Raw genomic sequence first — 19,877 nt, 5'->3', positions numbered from 1 at the left:
ATTACTTTTATTTAACTATTTTAGAAAATTTACTAATGATAATTCATTTGTTTTTTGTATCGTTGAATATAGTGCTGTATAAGTTATCTCTAGTGATTTGGATTCAATAGCAACTGCAGCTAAATCAACTGCACCAATTTCTTGAGACAAAATATTATATTGTGTTAATTTTGATGAAACTCTTTCTAATGAAAGTTCAAATATTTGATTTTTAGCACCCAATTTAGCATGTGCAACATTTAAAGAATCATAAGCACCAGAAAAAATTTCTTGGCTTTCAGATAGAGTATCCATATCACTATTATTTAAACTTTCTGTTATAGTATCAAGTAAATCAAAAATACTTGATCTATCTTCAAATTTTATTCCCTCATCTACACCAATAGTTGAACCAATATCAGCTATAGTATAAGTAGTAGGAGTTAATCCATCATTTGATGAGATAGGCTTTGATTCTAAAGGAATTGATAAATTACCTTCTTCATCAAGTTTTTGGATATCTGTCTTTCCTGCATTTAATTCCCATATTGAACCATCTTGATCAATAATTGTATTACTCTGTGTATCTTTAAAACTAAAAGCTTCCCCAAACGTTGCAGTACTAGAAGGATAAGTCATTACATCATAACCAGTAACTCCACGTTCTCTATAAGAACCATCATCAACCGCAATTTTTCTTAAAGAATTATCTCCTTGATATGATATAACATCAGAGTCATTAGCAAATGGCTTTACTGAACTATCTGAACCAGAGAATAAATATTCACCTTCAATTTGTGTATTAGCTAAATCATAAAGATTTTCCTTAATACCAGCAATATTTAAGGCTATTGCTTTTCTTCCTTCATCACTTGTAGTATCAGTACTTGCTCTAATCAATTCTGTTTTAACTACTTCAAGTAACTTCTTCATTTCACCTATTGCTGAATCAGAAGCATTATTTTGTACAGTTGTTCTTTCAATTTGGTATTTTATACCCTCATAGGTTCTAATTCTATCATCTACAAATATTTCTCTTGAATATCCTGAAGCATCTTCACTACCATTATCAATTTTTTTTCCTGTTGCCATTTGATAGGATATTCTTGTTTGCTCTGCATTTAAGTTAGCTAATCTAAATAACGTTTGATCTGTTTGATTAATCATTTTAAAACCTTTCTAAGCATTGATACAATTTCATTGAAATCATATTTTTTATCAGTTCCCTGAACTAAAAATTCTCTGATCTTTTCTTTTTTTTCCATCGCACTATCTAATTCAGGATCCATACCTTGTTTGTATGCACCTACACGAACTAAAACTTCGTTCTCTTTTATTAAAGATAATACTCTTTTTAACTTTAAAAAGTCATTATAATGCTCTTTATCAACTACTTTATCCATTACTCTTGAGGCTGATTTTAACAAGTTAATTGGGGGATAAAATCCTTGCTCTGTTAATTCTCTAGTTAGCACAATATGCCCATCTAAAATAGATCTACTTTGATCTGCAATTGGATCATTCATATCATCACCATCAACTAATACTGTGAAAAAAGCTGTTATTGACCCTTTTTTATTATTACCCGCTCGCTCCATTAGTTGTGGAAGTAGAGAGAATACTGAAGGTGGATACCCGCGACTAACAGGTGGTTCTCCTGTACTTAATCCTATTTCTCTTTGAGCCATTGCAAATCTTGTAACTGAGTCCATCATAAGTAAAACATCATGTCCTTTATCTCTAAAGAATTCTGCAATTGCCATTGCAGTAAAAGCTCCATATTTACGCATTAATGCTGATTCATCAGATGTAGCTGCAATAATTACAGTATTATCTAAATTATTATCTAAATTATAATGAATAAATTCAGGAATTTCACGTCCTCTTTCTCCGATTAGTGCAACAATTTTAATCTGAGCTTCACAACCTTTTACGATCATTCCCATAAGTGTTGATTTACCAACACCAGAACCTGCGAATATTCCTACTTTCTGGCCTTTTCCTGATGTCAACATTGAATCAATAGATTTAACCCCTGTTGAAAATCTTTCTTCAATTATTCCACGTTCTAAAGGAGGCATTGAAAGTTTATTTATTGCTGAACTTTCTACTAAATCTTTTATTTTTCCTGCATCATCAATTGGCTCGCCCAATGCATTTACTACACGTCCTAAAAGTCCATATCCACATTTTACGGAAAGTCCTTCTTTTTGTAAATAAACTTTGTCATAGATTCTAAATCCTTCAATAAAAGAGAAAGGAACTATAGTGAATTCATCATTAGAAATTGACGCAACCATACCTAAAACTGTAGAGTTATGTTGTACGGATTCAATTTTTACGATATCTCCAACAGCTACTTCTAGACCAATTGCAGTAATTGTTGTTGTTGAAATGTTTTTTATTCTTCCAAAAGCAATTGAAAGATTTGTTGAATCGATATTTTTAATTAGATCTTCAATATCCATTACATTTCATCACACATTTTTTTATATAAACTATCTTTTGTATCTTTTACATCTTTACATTTCTGTATATATTCATCTTTTTTAATTTTATTTCCTGTATTTTCATATAATTTTAAAATATCATAATAGATTTTCACTTCATCATTTGGTTTTAATCTTCTCGTATTTTCTTTTGATTCTAATAAATAATTGATTGATTCTTGAAGCTTATTCTCATTTTTAGATACCTTTGACAATTCAATCTCTACAAAAGGAGAATAAATATTTGCTTTTAATTCTTTTTGTTTTAAATATAATTTATTTAAAACTTCATTTGCTCTTTTTATATCATTTTTCTTAAATAAATATAAATAGTAATCATGGTAAAAATCTACAATTACAGGATTATTTTTATTTAATTCAATAAAATCTAAGTTTTTACTTGTGTAAGAGAAAAACTTATCTAAAGAAAGGCTATCTCCTTTTGATTTCAGAATTTGATATCTATATAAAAATTCTTTTACTAAAACATCTCTATTATCTACCATTTCAACTTTTGAAGAATAATCTAATGCCTCATCAATCAATTTTAAAGAATATGCCATTCTCTCTAAATATAAATATATATTAGGATCTCTACTTGCATTAAAAGTATTTTTAACTTGCAAATAAGCTCTTTCATAAGGTACTTCAATTAAACATTCGAAAAATTTAAACTTAATAGTTTCATCTTCTATTAATTTTTCTAAAGTTTCACTTCTCGAAGTTTTTAATACCTTATTTAAATCAAAACACTTTTCAGTATTTAAGAATTCTTTAATCATTTCAATATTTACTTCATCGAAAATTGCTTCTATTGATTCATATCCAAATCTTTTTGTAATTGAATTTGATATCTTTTTATATATCTTTTCAGATCGTAAAATAAGCTTATATTTTTTATCATCTTTATCATTTATTAATTCTTGTAATAAAGCTTTTTGCTGCATTGATTCAGATGTTTGATATTTTGCTGCAATTACAGAAGGTTTAACTCTTCCTTGTCTCATAAGAATTTCATCAATAGTCATTTTAGATTTTTTTGCATATGAACCTTGAGAATAGTCACTTATAATATCTTTATATAATTCTTTTGCTTTTTCTAAATAAAAATTTGTTCTATCATACATAAGCATATAAGTATTTGCAAGCTTAAATTTAAAATCTTCAATAGATTCTTCTTTTGTAGTTTTATTTAATAACTCTTTTAATATATCAGCCGCATGCTCTGGCATATTAGATTTAATAAGTTTAGTAACTTTTTGATTAGCTAAATATGAATCATTTGCATAATATTCTATATTATTTTTTAATACATTTGAAATTAATTTATTTGCTTTTTCAAAATCTTCACTGGCAATATATACATCAAAAAGCTCATCAGCAACAACAGTAGCCACCATTTTATCATTTGTTTTTGTTAAAATAGTATAAAGTATATTAATTGATTTATCATAAGATTTTTGATATTTATAAACTTTTGCAAGTTGAATCTTACCATATGTTTTAGTAAGTTCATCATCGAAATTATTTATAATGATTTCAGCAAAATATTTAGCATCTTTTGTTTTATTAATTTTTAGTTTTAATTCAACTAATAACATGTATGCTTTTGCTAAATCAAATTGATTTATTGAAGAGGAATTAATAGCATTTTCTAGTAATTTTTCTGCTTCTAATGAAAATCTTTTTGATTCTTTTTTTAAAGATAATTCAGAATATAGAATAATCAAATCCGAATCTAAAACATTCATCTTATTTTTTGCTTTATATGTTTTAATTAAAGTATATGCTTCATCAATTTTGCCATCTCTTGCTAAAAGTTTTGCATTTTCAATTATGTCAAAACCATCACTAATAGTTTGTTTTCTTTTTTCAGAAATTTGTGCTCCAGAAGAATTTATAAAACTATAATAAAAATCTTTTTTTGCATAAAGAAGATTTAATAAAATTAATAGAAGTATTATAATTTTCAAACTTTACCTTTTCTTTTTTAATTCATATACATAAGAAAATATATCTGCTAATGCTTTATAAAATTCTCTTGGAATTTGCTGTTCAAGTTCTATTTGATCATGCAAGGCTCTTGCTAAAGCAGGGTTTTCTATTATTGGTATATTATTTTCTTTTGCAATATCTTTTATTTTTACAGCAATAAAATCAATACCTTTTGCAATCATTTTAGGTGCAGAATCCACTTCTTTATCATATTTTAAAGCAATTGCATAATGTGTTGGATTTGTAATTACAACATCTGCATCAGGAACATCGGCCATCATTCTTTTTCTAGACATTTCCATTTGAATTCTTCTAATACGTCCTTTTACTTGAGGATCCCCATCCATATTCTTAAATTCATCTTTTATATCTTGTTTACTCATACGTAAAGATTTCATATAATAATGTCTTGTAAAATAAAAATCCATTATAGCAAAAATAATTATAATAAATAATATTGCAGCCAGAAAATAAAATGTCATCTGTATCATAGCAGCAATTGATGCAGATGTTTCTAAATCCATCATAGATAAAAATACTTTATGTGTAAATAAAAACAATAAGAACATGACAACTACAATAATTGTAAGTTTAGCAGTTAGCTTTAAAGCTTCAATACCTTTTTTTAAACCAAAAATATTTCCAAAACCTTTTATTGGATCTAATTTTTGAAGATCGAATTTTAAAGGAGTTACTACAAAACCAAATTGCATCCAATTTGTAGCAAATACTAAAACCATTATCAAAGCAAAAAGAGGCATTAACGCTGACAAAAAAGTAGTTACAATGGTGTATGTTAGAGAATAATAAACAGAAGCATCCATATCTTCACCTATAAATCCATAAGTAAACATCATCATTTTTTTTATTTCACTCATAGAATAAGAAGAAAAAAATAGTAGGTACATAGATCCTAATGTTAATATTGCAGCGCCAGTTACTTCTGCAGATTTATTTACATTTCCTTCTGCTTTTGCATCATCTATTTTCTTCTGGGTAGGTTCTTCGGTTTTTTCATCTTCATCAGCCATTATAAACCTCCCTACTCAAATTTTGAAATAAAATAATTTGTAAAAGCTTCTGTAAAAACTTCCATACCAAGAATTAAAAATATAAAAATCAATCCAAATTTCAATTGAAATGTAATAACAAAGGGAGAAAAGGCTGGCATAGATTTAGTTCCATATCCATAATAAATATCCATTATAAATCCAATAAAAAATAGTGGTAATGCGAATGCAAAAGCGAATGCAAACATTCTTTTTATTTCATCAATTGCAATTTGTATTCCATCATATGAAAAGATATCAAAAGTACCTAAATTAATCATTGAAAAACTTTTTATCAAAATTACTAAAGTCATTTCATACATTCCTGTTTGGAAAAACAACACAATAGTAATCCAATATAATAATCTTGATATAAGACCCTCTTGTGAACCAGTAGCTGGATCAAACATTGTAGCCATTGACAAAGCCGTTGCAAAACCAATAAACTCTCCTATTACCCTTACTGATGAGAATATAATATTTATAAACATTGAAGCAACAAGTCCTAATGTAATTTCTGAAATTAATGCAAGAATAAAGGTGTCTTCTGTTACAGAAGTTGTTACATTTACTAAAGGAAAAATAAAGATTGTGATATAAAAAGCAAAAGCTATTCTTATAGTTGAACTAACTGCAGTATGACCAAAAACAGGCATAAAAGCAACAAATGCTATAATTCTTGCAAATAAAAGTAGAAATTGATAAACAATATCTTCATTTAATAAAGATAAAAATGCTTCCATTACATATAATCTAAATTTCTATCTTCTGATTCTAAGTTTTTCTCTCTTGATTCTAAGATACTTTGTGTATTAGACGAATTATCAAATGCTTGATTCCTATCTTCTTTATCATCTGAATTATTACTATTTTGATCATTTGAACTAAAATCTAAATTAAATTCAGTTCCATCTTCAAATGTTTTATTTAAAGCATTTTTTAAACTATTTTGACTATCTACAAAAGCATCAAGAGTTGCAGTGTTAGAGATATTTAAACTTATATTTATTCCACTATCTTTATCACTTTTCATAACAATTGCTATATTTCCTAAAGTTCCAGGAGTTAAATTTATTCTAAATGCTGTTACGGGAGGTTTATAGTTTTCATACATTTGTCTAGCAATATCTGACATCATACTTGACATTTGTTGTCTAGCACCTATAATCTTTGTTTGAATACTTTGTGCTAATACCGGATTTACCGTTAATGAAACTTCATTTTCACTATCTACACTATCTTCCATTATTGCTTTACTTGCTTCAACTGATTTTGTAATTAAGTTTGTAATTTCATTATGTCTTGCATTATTATTTAAAATAATTTTATCAAGACTATTCTTTCTATCAATTAAATTTACTGTATCCTTATTCACTTCTGCCGTTTTAGTTTCTAAACTAATATCTTTTAAATTTAAATCTAATTTTTTAGCATTAACTTTAACTTCTTCAGTACTTGTTGCATTTTTTACTGAATTAATAGCTTCATTTTTATTTGATAATGCATTATTATTTATATTGTTTTTTTGAGAACTTAAGTAAATATTACTAATTACTTCTTTTGAATTATTAGATGTATTTGTATTTTTTAATATTTTTGATTCTTCTTCATTTAATGAAGTTTCATTTTTTAGTTTTTTAGTTTTATCAATTAAACTATCCATTAAAGATTTTGGTTCTTCTTTTTGTTTTGTTAGCAAAGACTCTATTTCATCTTTAGAAATATTTATTTTTTCATTTACTATACTTTCCTTATTTAATGAAGCTAAATCTTTTCCTAATTTTGTATTATTATTTTCATTTGTTTTTGATTCTGGTTTTATATTTATTTCTTCAGAATCTATACTTATTTGTGATGATTTAATCTCATCTGTACTTTCCTGAACTTGTGTTGTTGAAGTAGTTAATGTTGATTCTAATAGTTCAGGTGTTTTAGATTGTTGCATGATTTGAGATGTTTCATTTGTTTTTAATTCAGTCTTTATATTTGTTTCATCTAGTTCTATATTTACTTGTGAAACTTTTACTGTTTCAAGAATTTCTTGGGATTGTAATGTTTGTGTTGTTGGTATTGAAGTAGTCTGTTGTGTCTGTTGATTTATCTTAGGAATCTCTAGATTTTTTACTTCTTCTTTTTTTACTACATCACTATTTTTTATCTCTTCTTTATTATCAACTATCTTTACTGTTTCATTTGTTTTTAATTCAGTCTTTATATTTGTATCATCTGAATCTATTGTTGTTTGTGTTGTTAGTATTGAACCACTCTGTTGCGTCTGTTGATTTATTTTAGGAGTCTCTATATTTTTTACTTCTTCTTTTTTTACTACATCACTATTTTTTATCTCTTCTTTATTATTAACTATCTTTACTGTTTCATTCGTTTTTAATTCAGTCTTTATATTTATTTCTGAAGATTCTAATGATTCCATATTTGATTCAGATGTTGTTTGTTGTGTAATTTGAGATACTTGAGATGTTTGAGTATTTTTTACTACATCTTTTTTTGCTTCAAGAACTAATCTATCAAGTAAAGATGAACTTTTTTGAGGTATTGAATCTTTATCATCATTTACTTTTGATGAATTTTCTGTAGTTATAGGATTTTTAGCTTCTTCTTTATTTGTACTTACCGAAGATAATGATGAATCAGCTTTTTCGTTTGATGCATTTTTAACAGCCCCACCTAATAACTTATCGAATAATGAAGCTTCTTGTTTTACTTCCTTATTTGTACTTGTAGAGCTTGTTGTAACATTTTTTGTTTCACTTGATAAGATATCTAATTGTTTTGTCATAAGCTAAACCTTTAATATATCCAATGTCTTAGAATCAATATTTTTATGAGTATTGAACGAAGCAACATTTGCTTCATATGATCTCATAGCTTCTATTAAATCAACCATTTCAATAACAGGATTAATATCTGGATATGCTACATATCCTTCTTCATTTGCATCAGGATGTGTTGGTTCAAACCTTAAAACAGGTTTTGATTCAGAATCTAATATAGCTTTAACACCAACACCTCTTAGTTCAGGAGCAGTATTTTTATTATTAGTAGTTTCAATATCATTTGAACCTATCTTTTTTGTTTGGTTTAATAATACATCTTCAAAAACAACTTGTTGTTTTTTATAAGGACCACCTTCTTGAGTATGAGTTGTTTTTGCATTTGCAATATTTGCACTTACTACATTTATTCTAGTTCTTTGTGCACTCATTCCTGAAGTAGATACATTATAACCATCAAAAAAACCCATAATTTATCCTTATATTTGCATATTCATAATTTGTTTATATGCACTAACTGCTTTATTTTTAGTTTCTAGTGCTAACTTCATAGATAGTTCTGCTTCTTCAATTTGCTGAACAGCTTCTTGTAAGTTTGTAACTTTCCCTGTAGCAATTCCCTCCATTGCTTTATAACCTTCTACTTGCTCTTTATTTACCTCACCAATAGCATCACTTAACATATTTTGGAATGAAGTATCATTATTGATTTTTTGTTCATTGTTATTTAAACCAAGAGGACTTATAGCATTTGATATTGAAGATATATTCATCATATTATTCCTTAACTAGCATTCGATTTATTATTAGAAGATAAAATCTCTTGAACATTAAGTTCGCTTAACATTGATTCAATTTTTTCTTCGTTATATTTAAAGTTTAATTCATTTTCTTTATTTTCTAAATTAAAAAATGAAATAATCATGGAAAGCATAATATTAGATATGCCTTTTAAAACTATTGTTATTCCAATTATACCAAAAATCATTTCTAGAGGGGTATAAAAGTCTGCATTTACAACAAAGAATATTACAGTAGCGAAAAAGCCTGATGCAATAAATAAACGGAAAATTCCACTATTTATTACACTTTGAGAGAAACGTTCAACAACCATAAATCTCAACTTTTAATAACAATAATAAAGCATTAAACATGTAAAATGCCTGCACCTAACCATACCTTAATAAATATTTTTTAGTAAATATCTTATTACGTCTTGCAGTTGTTTAGTAGAATCATCTTCAAGAAACTCTTTTGTAAACAGTTTTCTTAACCTTCCAGTTGTAGAAATATTTGCAGACGTAGAAACGTTACCTATATATTCTACCATAAAATCCTCTTTTAACCTATTTTTCTTAGCCAAATTTACTAAAGAGTTAGCAATAGTTTCGCCAATTTTATAATTTTTTGTATGATTAAAACATAACATTAATTTCTTTTTATTAAATGACAACATTTTCATTAAAGAGTAAACATCAGTCAAAGCACTAGGATCAGTTGTTGTTAAAGCAATTATATTATCTGAAATAGATAAAAATTCTTTAACAAAATCATTTAATCCTGCACCTGTATCTATAAGCAAAATATCATATTTATCTAGAGAAATAACGTCTTCTACTACTCTTGAAAAAACAAAAGAATTTGAATGATTTGAGTACTGGTATCCACTTTTTCCAGCAAGTAAATATATATTTTCATATGAAGTATTAAGAATTACTTCATCTAAGGATTTATTACCATCAATATAGTCAAAAAATGTATATTTAGGCTTTATATTAAATAATACTTGCATATTAGCCAAACCAATGTCAGCATCTAAAACTGCAACTTTTAAACCTTTTTGAGCAAGTAAAAAAGCAATATTTGCGGTGAAAGTTGACTTACCAACTCCACCTTTTCCTGAAGTAATTGTTACTAATTTAGTTTTTGAATCTAAGTGTTTTTTTTTACGCGTTAAGCTAATTAATTTGCTAGCTTGAGAAGAAATAGTATTGAACAATAATTATTTCCTCACACATTTATTTTTCATAAAACAATCAATTAAAAAAGAAGAATCTGAAACAATTAAATCATCTGGAACATTTTGTCCAATCGAAAAGTAAGTAATTGATTTTTTTGTTTTATGAGAAAAAGATATTAAATTTCCGAAACTTTTAGTTTCATCAAGTTTTGTAAAAGTTAAATAGTCAATATTTAATCTAGAATAATTAGTATAAATATCGAGTAAATCACTCTGCTTAACATTTGCAGGAAGAACTAATATTTTTTCAATAGGTAATTCTTCTACTTTTTTTTGATATTCATTTATTAACTCAATCTTATCAATATCATATTGACTAGAACCAGCAGTATCTATAAAAATATAATTACAATCTTTTAATCGTAAAAGTGCTTCTGATAAATCTTCTGGTTTTTTTACAATTTCCAAAGGCAATCTCATTATATTTGTATATGCTTGTAACTGTTCAATAGCACCTACTCTAAACGAATCTAATGTTACAATACCTACTTTATAATTTTGTCCTAGTTTATAAGCATATCGAGCTGCTAATTTTGAAATAGTAGTAGTTTTTCCAACACCCGTAGGCCCTACCATCATAATTATTTTTCTTTGATGTTTTCGCAAAGGCACTTCAAATTTAATTGGTATTATTCGTCTTAATACTAATTTAAAGAAATCATTAATTTTCGCGGGATTTGACTTTAATGATACAGGTAATTGTTTGATAGTTTTTTTCATAATTGTATATGTCATTTCTTGATCAAACTCATTTTTCTCAAATAATGTATACATATCGATAAATTCATGAGGAATAGTTAAATCATAAAGTTGACTCTTTGGTTCCCAAATAGATTGTTTTACTTGCTCTAGTGCCTTTTGCATCTTAAGAATTTCTTCTCTAAAATCATACACATTAGCTTGCATAGGTTTATTAGGAGGAATAGCTTTTGTTGTAGCTTGTTTAGTATAAGTATGATTGTTTTTGCTACTTTCTTCTTCGATTGCAACAACAACTTCATACATATTTTGCCCATTTTCATTTGCATTTGATATTTTTTTAGTTGATATTACAATTGCATCCTCACCACATTCTTCTTGTGCTAAACGAAGTGCAATAGTAGGTGTTTCTCCTAAAAAAGAGAGCATATTCATCTTAATCGTCCATCTTTATATATTTTTTCTATTTTGCCATTTTCTTTTTTTATACGAATAAAATCATCATTTTGGTAAATAATTTTACCTCTTTTTTCTATTTCAAGCCCACCAAAATTAAAAATTACTGACTCTTTTTTATATATTTTGACATCATTTTGACATATGATAGATTTTTCATTTATATAATGAGTAGTTCTATATTCATTATTTTGAACTTGAGTTAAAGTTAAAGGGATACAAGTTTTTTTTAGTTTTGAAATCTTCATTAATCTTAAATTTGAAGGCTCAAGTTTTTGCTTAAATCCTATTGCTTCTTTTGATATTAATACACTTATTCCAAAAACATTAGTTGTTAAAAAAAAAATTAATATACTAAACTTTAACATCAAATATATTTCCTCCATTAGCAGCAGTAATTTCTTCTACTAATTCCTTATACATTTGTTGAACAGGTAAAACTATTGAAGCTAATTTTTTATTTAAATCATAAAGGTTTTTTAACTCAATTTCTAAGTTATCAACCTTTAATCTATAAATATTTACATCAACACCTTCTTGCATTTTTGTAATTAACTCTTGATTTAGTGTAGCTTTTAACTCAGTTATTTCATTAATCATTTGATGTTTTTCATCATTTCTACTTAACAAAGCTTCATGCTTAGCATCTTTAACATCTTGCATATCAAGTTCAATAGATATTTGTAAATTTTTAACAAGTTCAGACATTCTTTGTATTATTTCATTTATCATAAAATTTTCCTTACTTATTATTTTTACTTAAAAATTCATATAACATATCACTTATTCCAAAAGTACCAGCAGAACTATCGGCAATATTTTGTAAATACATTCCTTTTATAATATCAGAACCTGGACCTTCTCCTGCTATTTTAGTAGACTTTAATGAGACATCCATTATTTGATTTAGAAAAAATGATTCAAAACTATTTGCAACTTCTCTAAGTTCTTTATCTTCTAAATTATCTGTTTTAATATTTTTAAAATCTTTATTTTGTAAAGTAGATACATCTACTAAATTTGAACTATTTAATTCCATTATTCCAACCTATCAAAGAAACTTTCTTCATCTAAAATATCATTTTGATTATCTTGTGCAAAGAATCTCATTTCAACTCTTCTGTTATCAGCAGAATTATCACTTTTTGGATGATAAGAGCCATATGCAGAAACTTTTAAGACACTAGGATCTATTCTATTCTTTATTAATTCTTTTACAACTGAAATTGAACGTAAAGCTGAAATATCCCATGCATCACGTGGTATATTCGCATTTTTTATTCTATTTGTATCTGTATGTCCAATTATTTCAATATTAAAAGTTTGTGGCATTGTTCTAATTACTCTAGCAATCTTGGAAATAAATCTCTTAGCAGCAGGATTAGTTAAATTATATTCTCCATCTTCAAACATAATTGTTGAAGGAATATCAAGAGTAAATTCATTTTTTCCTTGTTCAATACTAATCTCTTCACTCTCATTAATACTATTTGAATTAACTTCATCAATAAGTTCAGATACTTCTTCTGCAGCTTCTTCTGCTGTTGTTTCAGAATCACTTTCTTCATCTGAATCAGAACTGCTATCATCTGTTGAATTTTTTTCTGTTTGTTCTTCTACTGAAGTATTTTTATCAAGAAAACCCATAGCTTTTCTCATTACTTCAAAATACTCTTCAACTTTCTTTTTGTCCATTACAGCCATTGATAATAAAAGAATAAAAAATGTTAATAATAGTGACATTAAATCACCAAATTGAACTAACCAACCTGGTAAACATTTCTCACATTCAGGACATTTATCTTTTGCCATAAACTATAACTCTTATTCTTCAACATCAGTTAAAATTGAATTTAACTGCATTTTAATATTACCAATTGATTCTTCAGCTGCAATCATTGATGCACCTAAAATGATTACTTCACAGGCATCAACTTCTTTATCATGCTTTTGCTTAAGTTTACTCTCTATGATTCCTGCAAATAATGTACCAACTAAAGCTCCATACATTGTTGTTAATAAAGCAACTGCCATTGCAGGACCAACTGCTGCTGGATCTGATAGGTTTGCAAGCATTGCAACTAATCCAACTAATGTACCAATCATACCCATCGCTCCTGCTGTTCCACCAACATTTCCAAATAAAGATATCATTCGTCCATGTCTCTTTCCCATGTACTCTAACTTTGTTTCAAGTAAAGGAGTTAATACTTCAGCTTTTGTTCCATCAACTAAAAGTTGAAAAGCTTCTTTAAAAAAAGGGTTAGTCTCTTCCATAACTTTTTTTTCAATCTGCATTACGCCATGTTTTTTGATTTCAGTAGCATAAAAAGTAATTTTTTCGACTAGTTCTGGTAAAGGTTCAACAGTAACTTCATTAAATGCAACTTTAATAGCAGGAGTAACTCTTTTTAAATCAGAAGCTTCAAATTGTCCTGCTGTAACAGCTATTGTACCACCAATAACAATTATTACAGAAGGTACATCAAGATATGGCCCAAAACCAACACCACCTAGAATAATAGCTAGGGCAACAAGAGCCCATCCTCCACCTAATCCACCTGCTGTACTTTTATCCATAAACTATAATCCTATTTGGTTTAATTTTATATTATCATTACCAATACTTTTAATTTTAAGGCCAAATTTTCCTTCAACAATAACTGCTTCACCTTCACCTATTTTAATACCATTAACTAAAATTTCTAAGGGTTCATTAACCATTTGTTCAAGTTCAATTATTTCACCAATATCCCAACTTAAAATATCTTTTAATAATACTACTTTTGTTCCTAATCTCACACTTAACTTTAACTTTATATTATATAAAAGTTCCAAATTTTTTGGAGTTTGAATATTTGTTGTATTTACAGAAGTATCTTCTTTAATTTCTTTTTCATTACTTAATATGGAAGAAATATTTGAAATAGGCTCAGCATTTTTCCCTGTAATTGCAGAAAAGTAAGGTAAAATTATTTCATCAAAAGAGATGATAACGGGTAGTTTATCTTCATCAAGTGAAATAGTAAATTCATAAGCATTCTTTTTTGAAGATAAAACTCCACCTTCTAAGATAGTTGCACTTTTAACTTCAGATTTTATTGAAGATACATCAAAAAAGCCTTGTGCATTAACAGAGGTACAAAAACTTCCACAAATATTAGATATTATTTCATTTACAGCATCAGTAATTTCATCATCTATATGTTCTTTTAAATCACCCATTCCACCAAGCATAAAGTATTCAAACTTTGTAGCACTTATTGTTGGAATATAAAAATTCCAAGTAGAAGTAATATCTTTAAATTCGAATCTAACTGAACCTTCGATTACTTGTGTAGAATTAAATAATTGAGCATTAAGTTCACTTACTGCTTCAACTTGTGAATTTTTTGATAAAAGTTGCTCTAATGTATTAGATAATTCATCTTTGAATATGTTAGATAAATCTGATGCCAATTATTTAACCCTTACTTTCTATTTTCTAATTCTTGAAGAATAAAAGCTTTTACTTTCATCATATCTTCTGTTGGATATTTATATTCAGCTTCAGCTCTTGTAATTTTAATAAAAAAATCTTTTGAACTTTTGTTATAACCAAACTTTACATTGTCTAACATAACTTCATTTTTAGATAAAACTTGTTCACTTCCTAAAGTTTTTTTATATTCATCATCTTGAATTACTTTATTCTTATCATCAACATTATTAATCTTCTGAACTTTTTCAATATTATTTAATTTTGCATTATCAATATCTGCGACTCTACCTATTTCCATAATATCTCCTTTTATAAAAAGTTACTAGTTTTATATATTATAGCACAAAACAAATAAATTATTTAAGAAATAGTTTTTTTTTATAAAATAAGTTAAAGAGATTCTAGGTATTCATCAAAACCAATTAGTTTAAAGTCAATAAAAGAGTCTAAATATGGTTCCTTTAAGTATTGCTTTGCACTTGATATCTTTAGATCTTGGATTAATTGAACTGCTGTTAAAAAATCTGCACCAGCGTCATTTAAAATTGCTTTTATTAATGATATTTGAACAGATGCATCATTGTATCTTCCTGATTCTAATAGTGCTGCAACCATCAAATACATTGAGTATTTATCTTCTAACTTATACTCTTTTTGCAAATATTCTAATATCTTAATTGTTTCATCCGAAGCATCAAAATGTAAGTCAGTTAACGCTTTTGTTCGAAGATAAGAAGGAGAGTTTTTAGTAGTCATATTTAAATCTGCTTTTGCAAATAAACCTAAACCTTTTAAAATATCAACATAATATTTTGTAACTATTAAAGGACCTTCTAAAAAATTATTATTTAAAGTTAAAGGTATATTATCTTGTAATCTTGAATAGTATGTAAAATCATTCTCATTCTTTTCTCTTTGTACCAATCTAATTAAATAAATCAAAGGATCTTTATTATATTCATTTAATAAGGTATGATTAGATATAGAGAGTCCTTCTTCTAAATTTTGTAAAAAATTTATTGCTTTATAAAATATTGTACTTTCATAAGATACAAATTTATATGAAGTTTTATATTGAGGATTTATAAATATCTTATAAAGTTCTTTTCCAAAATAATTATATAAACCTTTTTCAGATTTAATTGTATTTTCTATATATTCCTTATCTTTTACTTTAATTTTTAAATTTTGTGCAGTAATTAAACTCATACTTGCATACAATTTATTCCCAGGATTTAATTTATAAGCTTTTTCAAAATACTTATAAGCATTATGAAAATCATTTATTTGGGCATAAGATAATCCTAAATTATAATATACATATGATTTTGTATCTTTTTTTAATATTTTCTTTAATTTTACAACTCTTAAAATTGGATCATCTCTAACAATATCTAAAAATTTGGCATTGTACTCAACCATTTCACTTAATGAATTTATATTATCATCTGAGCTAAATAAAAAACCTTTTGCCGAATCATAAATTACTTCTTGTGTATCTGAAAAAATAAAAGGTGCAAAATAATAGATAAAATCTACTTTTCTTTCCGATTTAAGATTTACAACTGCATCTAAATACTCTTTTGGCGTATATTTATTCTTATTAAAATATATTTCTAAGGGGAGTTCTAAATTTGCTTTAAAAGTTCTACTGTTTTTATTTACTAAATCTAAATTCTCTTTTAATTGCTCTAAATTATTAGATTTTAAATCTGTAAAAACACTAAACCACAAAACTTTATTTAAAATATTTGGATTTACAGTTGTTTCTTTTGCTCTTTTTAAAAATATAGTGGCTTGTTTATAATTTTTAAGTTTTAAGTGAAGTAAAGCTTTTTTCAAATCCAAGGCAAATTCCATAGATTCTAAAACCTTTAAAGACTTCTCATACTCTTTTAAAATAATATAAGTATCTGCAAGCATTCGTTTTGAATGTTCTGAAAGTTTTTTATATTTACTTGTAACTTTTATAATAGTATCTAAGTATTTATTATCTTTTGAAATCTGATACAAATAATAACATGATGAAATATAAGAAAAAGTATGATCATTAGCATTTAATTCATTTTCATATATTTTATTTAAATAAACTATTGCGTTATCAATTGAGTTTAATTTATAATAAGCAATTCCAATATTTAAATAAGATGGCACCTGTAATATTTTGGCAGTTGTTTCAAAAATTTCAATTGATTTTTTATATTCATTTTTACTTAAAAGTAAAACTGCTTTATTAAAATCTACTTGAAGACTAAAGTTTTCTTGAGATTTTTTCAACTTATCAAATTGAAATATGATCTCAGGTTGAGATTCGATTAAATCTTTTTTAGCATATAAATTACTACATAATAAAATATAACTTAATACTATTTTATATACTAAATTTCTTTTCAATTTTTTTCCTAAACCATTGTATTAACTTGAGCATAAAGTTCTTCGTTTCTTTTCTCTAAGTCATCAATTTGATGTTTTTGATTCATATTTTCAAGACGAAGTTGTTGTAAATCATCTCTTGCAACTTGTAAATTATCATGGTTAGTTTTTAGAGTTGAAGCACTAGTTTTCACTTGTTTTTCATACCTTGAAATAACATCTTCAAGTTTTTTTAATTCTTTTTCTACTAAGTTTTTCTCTTCATTAACTTTTTTATAGAGTGACTTATAAACATTTGCACTAGAAAAGAAGTAAAGTAATAAAATACCAATAATTATTAATAATAAAAAATTTTCCAAATTTATCCTATTTATAATAAATAAAGCAGGATATACCCTACTTTATTTAAATATTTATATTTGCATCTTATCTTTTAAGACCAATAAGAGTCGTTAAAATTTCATCTGCTGTAGTAATTGATTTAGCATTTGCCTCAAAAGCTCTTTGGAAAACCATAAGGTTTACTAAACTTTCACTTAAATCAGCAGTACTTAACTCAAGTGTTTGACTTTCGATTGTTGCTGCTTTGTCATTATTTAAGTTATAAATAGGATCACCTGACTGTGTTGTTTTAGCAAGTAAATTATCACCTATTGCTTCTAGTCCAATGTTATTTGTAAATAATGCAATTGATGCTTGTCCAACAGCAATTTCTGCTCCATCTTGAGTCATTGTAATTAAACCATTACTATCAACTGAAAATTCCCCAAATGCAGAATCAGATATTCCTAAAGTATCTAATCTTAATTGTAATGAATTTTGAGATGATGTTTGATCTACCTTAGTAACCATCTCAATAAATTCTGCTCCAGCTCCTGATTTTCCACTTAAATCATTATTTTTAGTAAGTGTTTCAGTATTTGTTGCATCTGTTAAAGTTGTACTAAATTCAGCATCATAGTTTGAATCTTTAGTTCTTATTACTAAATTACCATTAACATTAACAGCTTCAACATAATCAGTTAGTACTGGAGTAGCCGTAGCTGCTTGAGTATTAAAATCAGTAACAAACTCATCAACAGTCGTTGCAGTAATAGTAATTGGAGCGCTAAGAAGAGGTGTACCATTATCATTAGGTACAGGAATTGATTCCCCAGCATCTTCGTCATAGATTGATATAGCAAATTCAAATGAAGTTGCCGGAGTAGTAGCATCAAAATTTAAAGCACTAGTAGTATAAACATCTTGTTGTTTTCCACTTATTAATTGTGATAAAGCGTCTCTTGCTGATTCAACTGCTCCTGTTCCACTTCCTGTTAGTGAGTTTACACTAGTTTGGAAATCACCTTGAATAGTTGAACTTCCAGATACTTCTCCTACTTCAGAAATTATAAATTCTTCACCTGGTATTAAAGATTTTATTTGAATAATACCTTTCATCATATCTGCTGTGCTAGTAGATAAGCCAAAAGTATCATCTTCTTCTAATGTATCAGAAGTAGTTCCTCCAACTTCACTTGACATATATGCAACTAAACCTGATATTTCAGAAATTGTATCGGCAAGACCTTTATATGTTGCAATTTTACTTGCTGCTTGATTATATTCAGCAACTATTGCTTCATCTGCAGCATCATAAGGTACTGTCAGTCCAGTCGAACCAGGATCAGCAGTTTCTATAGCTTCAAGTTCTGCTATAAGTTCAGTATCAGCAGTAGTTGGTATATAAGATTGTGATATTTTATTTCCATCTATATATACATAAATTTCATCACCTTCTTTACTAATTATTGAGTCACTACCTGATTCAAAATTTATTTCCGATCTTTGTGCCACTGATGAAATTGATGCGCCATCTGGTGTATCTTGTAATTTTTGTAACCAACTTGTATAATTACTTATTGCTGCTTCTACATCTGATATTTTCGCTGATTTTGTTTTTAATCCTGCACCTGAAAATACTGATTCAGAATCAGATTCAGCACTTGCTGCATAATCAGTTGCTTTTGCTGTAAATGTTTCTACATAATTTGAATGTGATACAATTTTTGAAGTTAATAGTTTCGTATAATCATTTGTGAACATACTGATATTTGAGTTTGTCGAAGTTACATCATTATCTGTATCAATTGCGCTCATTGCCCAACCTTGAACTTCATTCCCATTTGCATCTTGAAGTGTTCCATTTTCTCCCATTCTAAAGTTTCCGGCTCTAGTATAGTAGTTTTCTGTTGTTCCACTAGCACTTGCATCTGTAACGGTAAAGAATCCATCACCGCTAAGTGCCATATCATAAGATACACCTGTTAGCTTTAGGTTTCCTTGAGTATATAATTTTTCTGCATCAACTATCTTTGATCCTTTACCAATACCATCTTGGTACATTTGATCTGCGAAAGATATTCTTGAGGCTTTATAACCTACTGTATTTACATTTGCAATATTATTTGACTCATTGTCTAAAGCTGTTTGTTGTGACGATAATCCTGAGATTCCTGTCCATAGTGCTCCGATCATGATTTATCCTTTTGAATAAAATAGTGA

General features: G+C 27.1%; 21 protein-coding genes. All 21 read right to left on the bottom strand.

Annotated elements, in window-relative coordinates; translation table 11 throughout:
- Nucleotides 1-15: 15 nt before the first annotated feature.
- Nucleotides 16-1,146 (bottom strand): flagellar hook-associated protein FlgL, encoded by a 1,131-nt coding sequence (flgL, locus tag KO488_RS12225; protein ID WP_216059095.1) that lies wholly within the window; start codon nucleotides 1,144-1,146, stop codon nucleotides 16-18.
- The gene (gene fliI, locus KO488_RS12220) at nucleotides 1,143-2,447 is read right to left on the bottom strand and encodes a flagellar protein export ATPase FliI (protein WP_216059094.1); all 1,305 of its coding nucleotides are present in this window, start codon (nucleotides 2,445-2,447) and stop codon (nucleotides 1,143-1,145) included. Before fliI ends, flgL begins: the two co-directional genes overlap by 4 nt.
- Nucleotides 2,447-4,441, bottom strand: coding sequence for a putative molybdenum carrier protein (locus KO488_RS12215; protein ID WP_216059093.1), 1,995 nt, complete (start codon nucleotides 4,439-4,441; stop codon nucleotides 2,447-2,449). Before KO488_RS12215 ends, fliI begins: the two co-directional genes overlap by 1 nt.
- A 3-nt stretch (nucleotides 4,442-4,444) precedes the next feature.
- Entirely contained in the window at nucleotides 4,445-5,494 is a 1,050-nt protein-coding gene (gene flhB / locus KO488_RS12210) for a flagellar biosynthesis protein FlhB (RefSeq protein ID WP_216059092.1), read from the bottom strand.
- Between the two features lie 11 nt (nucleotides 5,495-5,505).
- On the bottom strand, nucleotides 5,506-6,255 hold the full coding sequence (locus KO488_RS12205; RefSeq protein ID WP_216059091.1) for a flagellar biosynthetic protein FliR: 750 nt from the start codon (nucleotides 6,253-6,255) through the stop codon (nucleotides 5,506-5,508).
- Nucleotides 6,255-8,309, bottom strand: a complete 2,055-nt coding sequence (locus KO488_RS12200; RefSeq protein WP_216059090.1) for a flagellar hook-length control protein FliK — start codon at nucleotides 8,307-8,309, stop codon at nucleotides 6,255-6,257. Before KO488_RS12200 ends, KO488_RS12205 begins: the two co-directional genes overlap by 1 nt.
- A 3-nt stretch (nucleotides 8,310-8,312) precedes the next feature.
- The gene (flgC, locus tag KO488_RS12195; protein ID WP_216059089.1) at nucleotides 8,313-8,774 is read right to left on the bottom strand and encodes a flagellar basal body rod protein FlgC; all 462 of its coding nucleotides are present in this window, start codon (nucleotides 8,772-8,774) and stop codon (nucleotides 8,313-8,315) included.
- Between the two features lie 9 nt (nucleotides 8,775-8,783).
- The gene (gene fliE / locus KO488_RS12190; protein WP_228319165.1) at nucleotides 8,784-9,080 is read right to left on the bottom strand and encodes a flagellar hook-basal body complex protein FliE; all 297 of its coding nucleotides are present in this window, start codon (nucleotides 9,078-9,080) and stop codon (nucleotides 8,784-8,786) included.
- 8 nt (nucleotides 9,081-9,088) lie between these two features.
- Nucleotides 9,089-9,418, bottom strand: a complete 330-nt coding sequence (locus KO488_RS12185) for a hypothetical protein (RefSeq protein WP_216059088.1) — start codon at nucleotides 9,416-9,418, stop codon at nucleotides 9,089-9,091.
- 66 nt (nucleotides 9,419-9,484) lie between these two features.
- Entirely contained in the window at nucleotides 9,485-10,303 is an 819-nt protein-coding gene (locus KO488_RS12180) for a P-loop NTPase (RefSeq protein ID WP_216059087.1), read from the bottom strand.
- Nucleotides 10,304-10,306: 3 nt separating this feature from the next.
- Entirely contained in the window at nucleotides 10,307-11,458 is a 1,152-nt protein-coding gene (flhF, locus tag KO488_RS12175) for a flagellar biosynthesis protein FlhF (RefSeq protein WP_216059086.1), read from the bottom strand.
- The gene (locus KO488_RS12170) at nucleotides 11,455-11,847 is read right to left on the bottom strand and encodes a hypothetical protein (RefSeq protein WP_216059085.1); all 393 of its coding nucleotides are present in this window, start codon (nucleotides 11,845-11,847) and stop codon (nucleotides 11,455-11,457) included. The genes flhF and KO488_RS12170 overlap by 4 nt, the downstream gene beginning before the upstream one ends.
- Nucleotides 11,834-12,211, bottom strand: a complete 378-nt coding sequence (locus KO488_RS12165; RefSeq protein WP_216059084.1) for a hypothetical protein — start codon at nucleotides 12,209-12,211, stop codon at nucleotides 11,834-11,836. Before KO488_RS12165 ends, KO488_RS12170 begins: the two co-directional genes overlap by 14 nt.
- 10 nt (nucleotides 12,212-12,221) lie before the next feature.
- On the bottom strand, nucleotides 12,222-12,518 hold the full coding sequence (locus KO488_RS12160; protein ID WP_216059083.1) for a rod-binding protein: 297 nt from the start codon (nucleotides 12,516-12,518) through the stop codon (nucleotides 12,222-12,224).
- Nucleotides 12,518-13,291: an OmpA/MotB family protein gene (locus KO488_RS12155; RefSeq protein WP_216059082.1), complete on the bottom strand. Its 774-nt coding sequence runs from the start codon at nucleotides 13,289-13,291 to the stop codon at nucleotides 12,518-12,520. Before KO488_RS12155 ends, KO488_RS12160 begins: the two co-directional genes overlap by 1 nt.
- 12 nt (nucleotides 13,292-13,303) lie before the next feature.
- Nucleotides 13,304-14,059 (bottom strand): motility protein A, encoded by a 756-nt coding sequence (locus KO488_RS12150; protein WP_216059081.1) that lies wholly within the window; start codon nucleotides 14,057-14,059, stop codon nucleotides 13,304-13,306.
- Between the two features lie 3 nt (nucleotides 14,060-14,062).
- Complete coding sequence (locus tag KO488_RS12145) at nucleotides 14,063-14,938, bottom strand: FliM/FliN family flagellar motor switch protein (RefSeq protein ID WP_216059080.1); 876 nt, start codon at nucleotides 14,936-14,938, stop codon at nucleotides 14,063-14,065.
- Between the two features lie 11 nt (nucleotides 14,939-14,949).
- Nucleotides 14,950-15,258, bottom strand: a complete 309-nt coding sequence (locus tag KO488_RS12140; RefSeq protein WP_216059079.1) for a flagellin — start codon at nucleotides 15,256-15,258, stop codon at nucleotides 14,950-14,952.
- 92 nt (nucleotides 15,259-15,350) lie between these two features.
- On the bottom strand, nucleotides 15,351-17,354 hold the full coding sequence (locus KO488_RS12135; protein ID WP_228319164.1) for a tetratricopeptide repeat protein: 2,004 nt from the start codon (nucleotides 17,352-17,354) through the stop codon (nucleotides 15,351-15,353).
- Between the two features lie 8 nt (nucleotides 17,355-17,362).
- A complete protein-coding gene (locus tag KO488_RS12130; RefSeq protein ID WP_216059078.1) occupies nucleotides 17,363-17,692 on the bottom strand; it encodes a hypothetical protein in 330 nt (109 codons plus the stop codon).
- A 67-nt stretch (nucleotides 17,693-17,759) separates the two neighbouring features.
- Complete coding sequence (locus KO488_RS12125; protein WP_216059077.1) at nucleotides 17,760-19,850, bottom strand: flagellar hook-basal body complex protein; 2,091 nt, start codon at nucleotides 19,848-19,850, stop codon at nucleotides 17,760-17,762.
- Between the last annotated feature and the right edge of the window lie 27 nt (nucleotides 19,851-19,877).

Source organism: Poseidonibacter lekithochrous (assembly GCF_018861145.1).
Lineage (GTDB): Bacteria > Campylobacterota > Campylobacteria > Campylobacterales > Arcobacteraceae > Poseidonibacter > Poseidonibacter lekithochrous_A.
The sequence above is the reverse complement of the archived record's forward strand: the minus strand, read 5'-3'. Positions and strand labels throughout refer to the sequence as shown.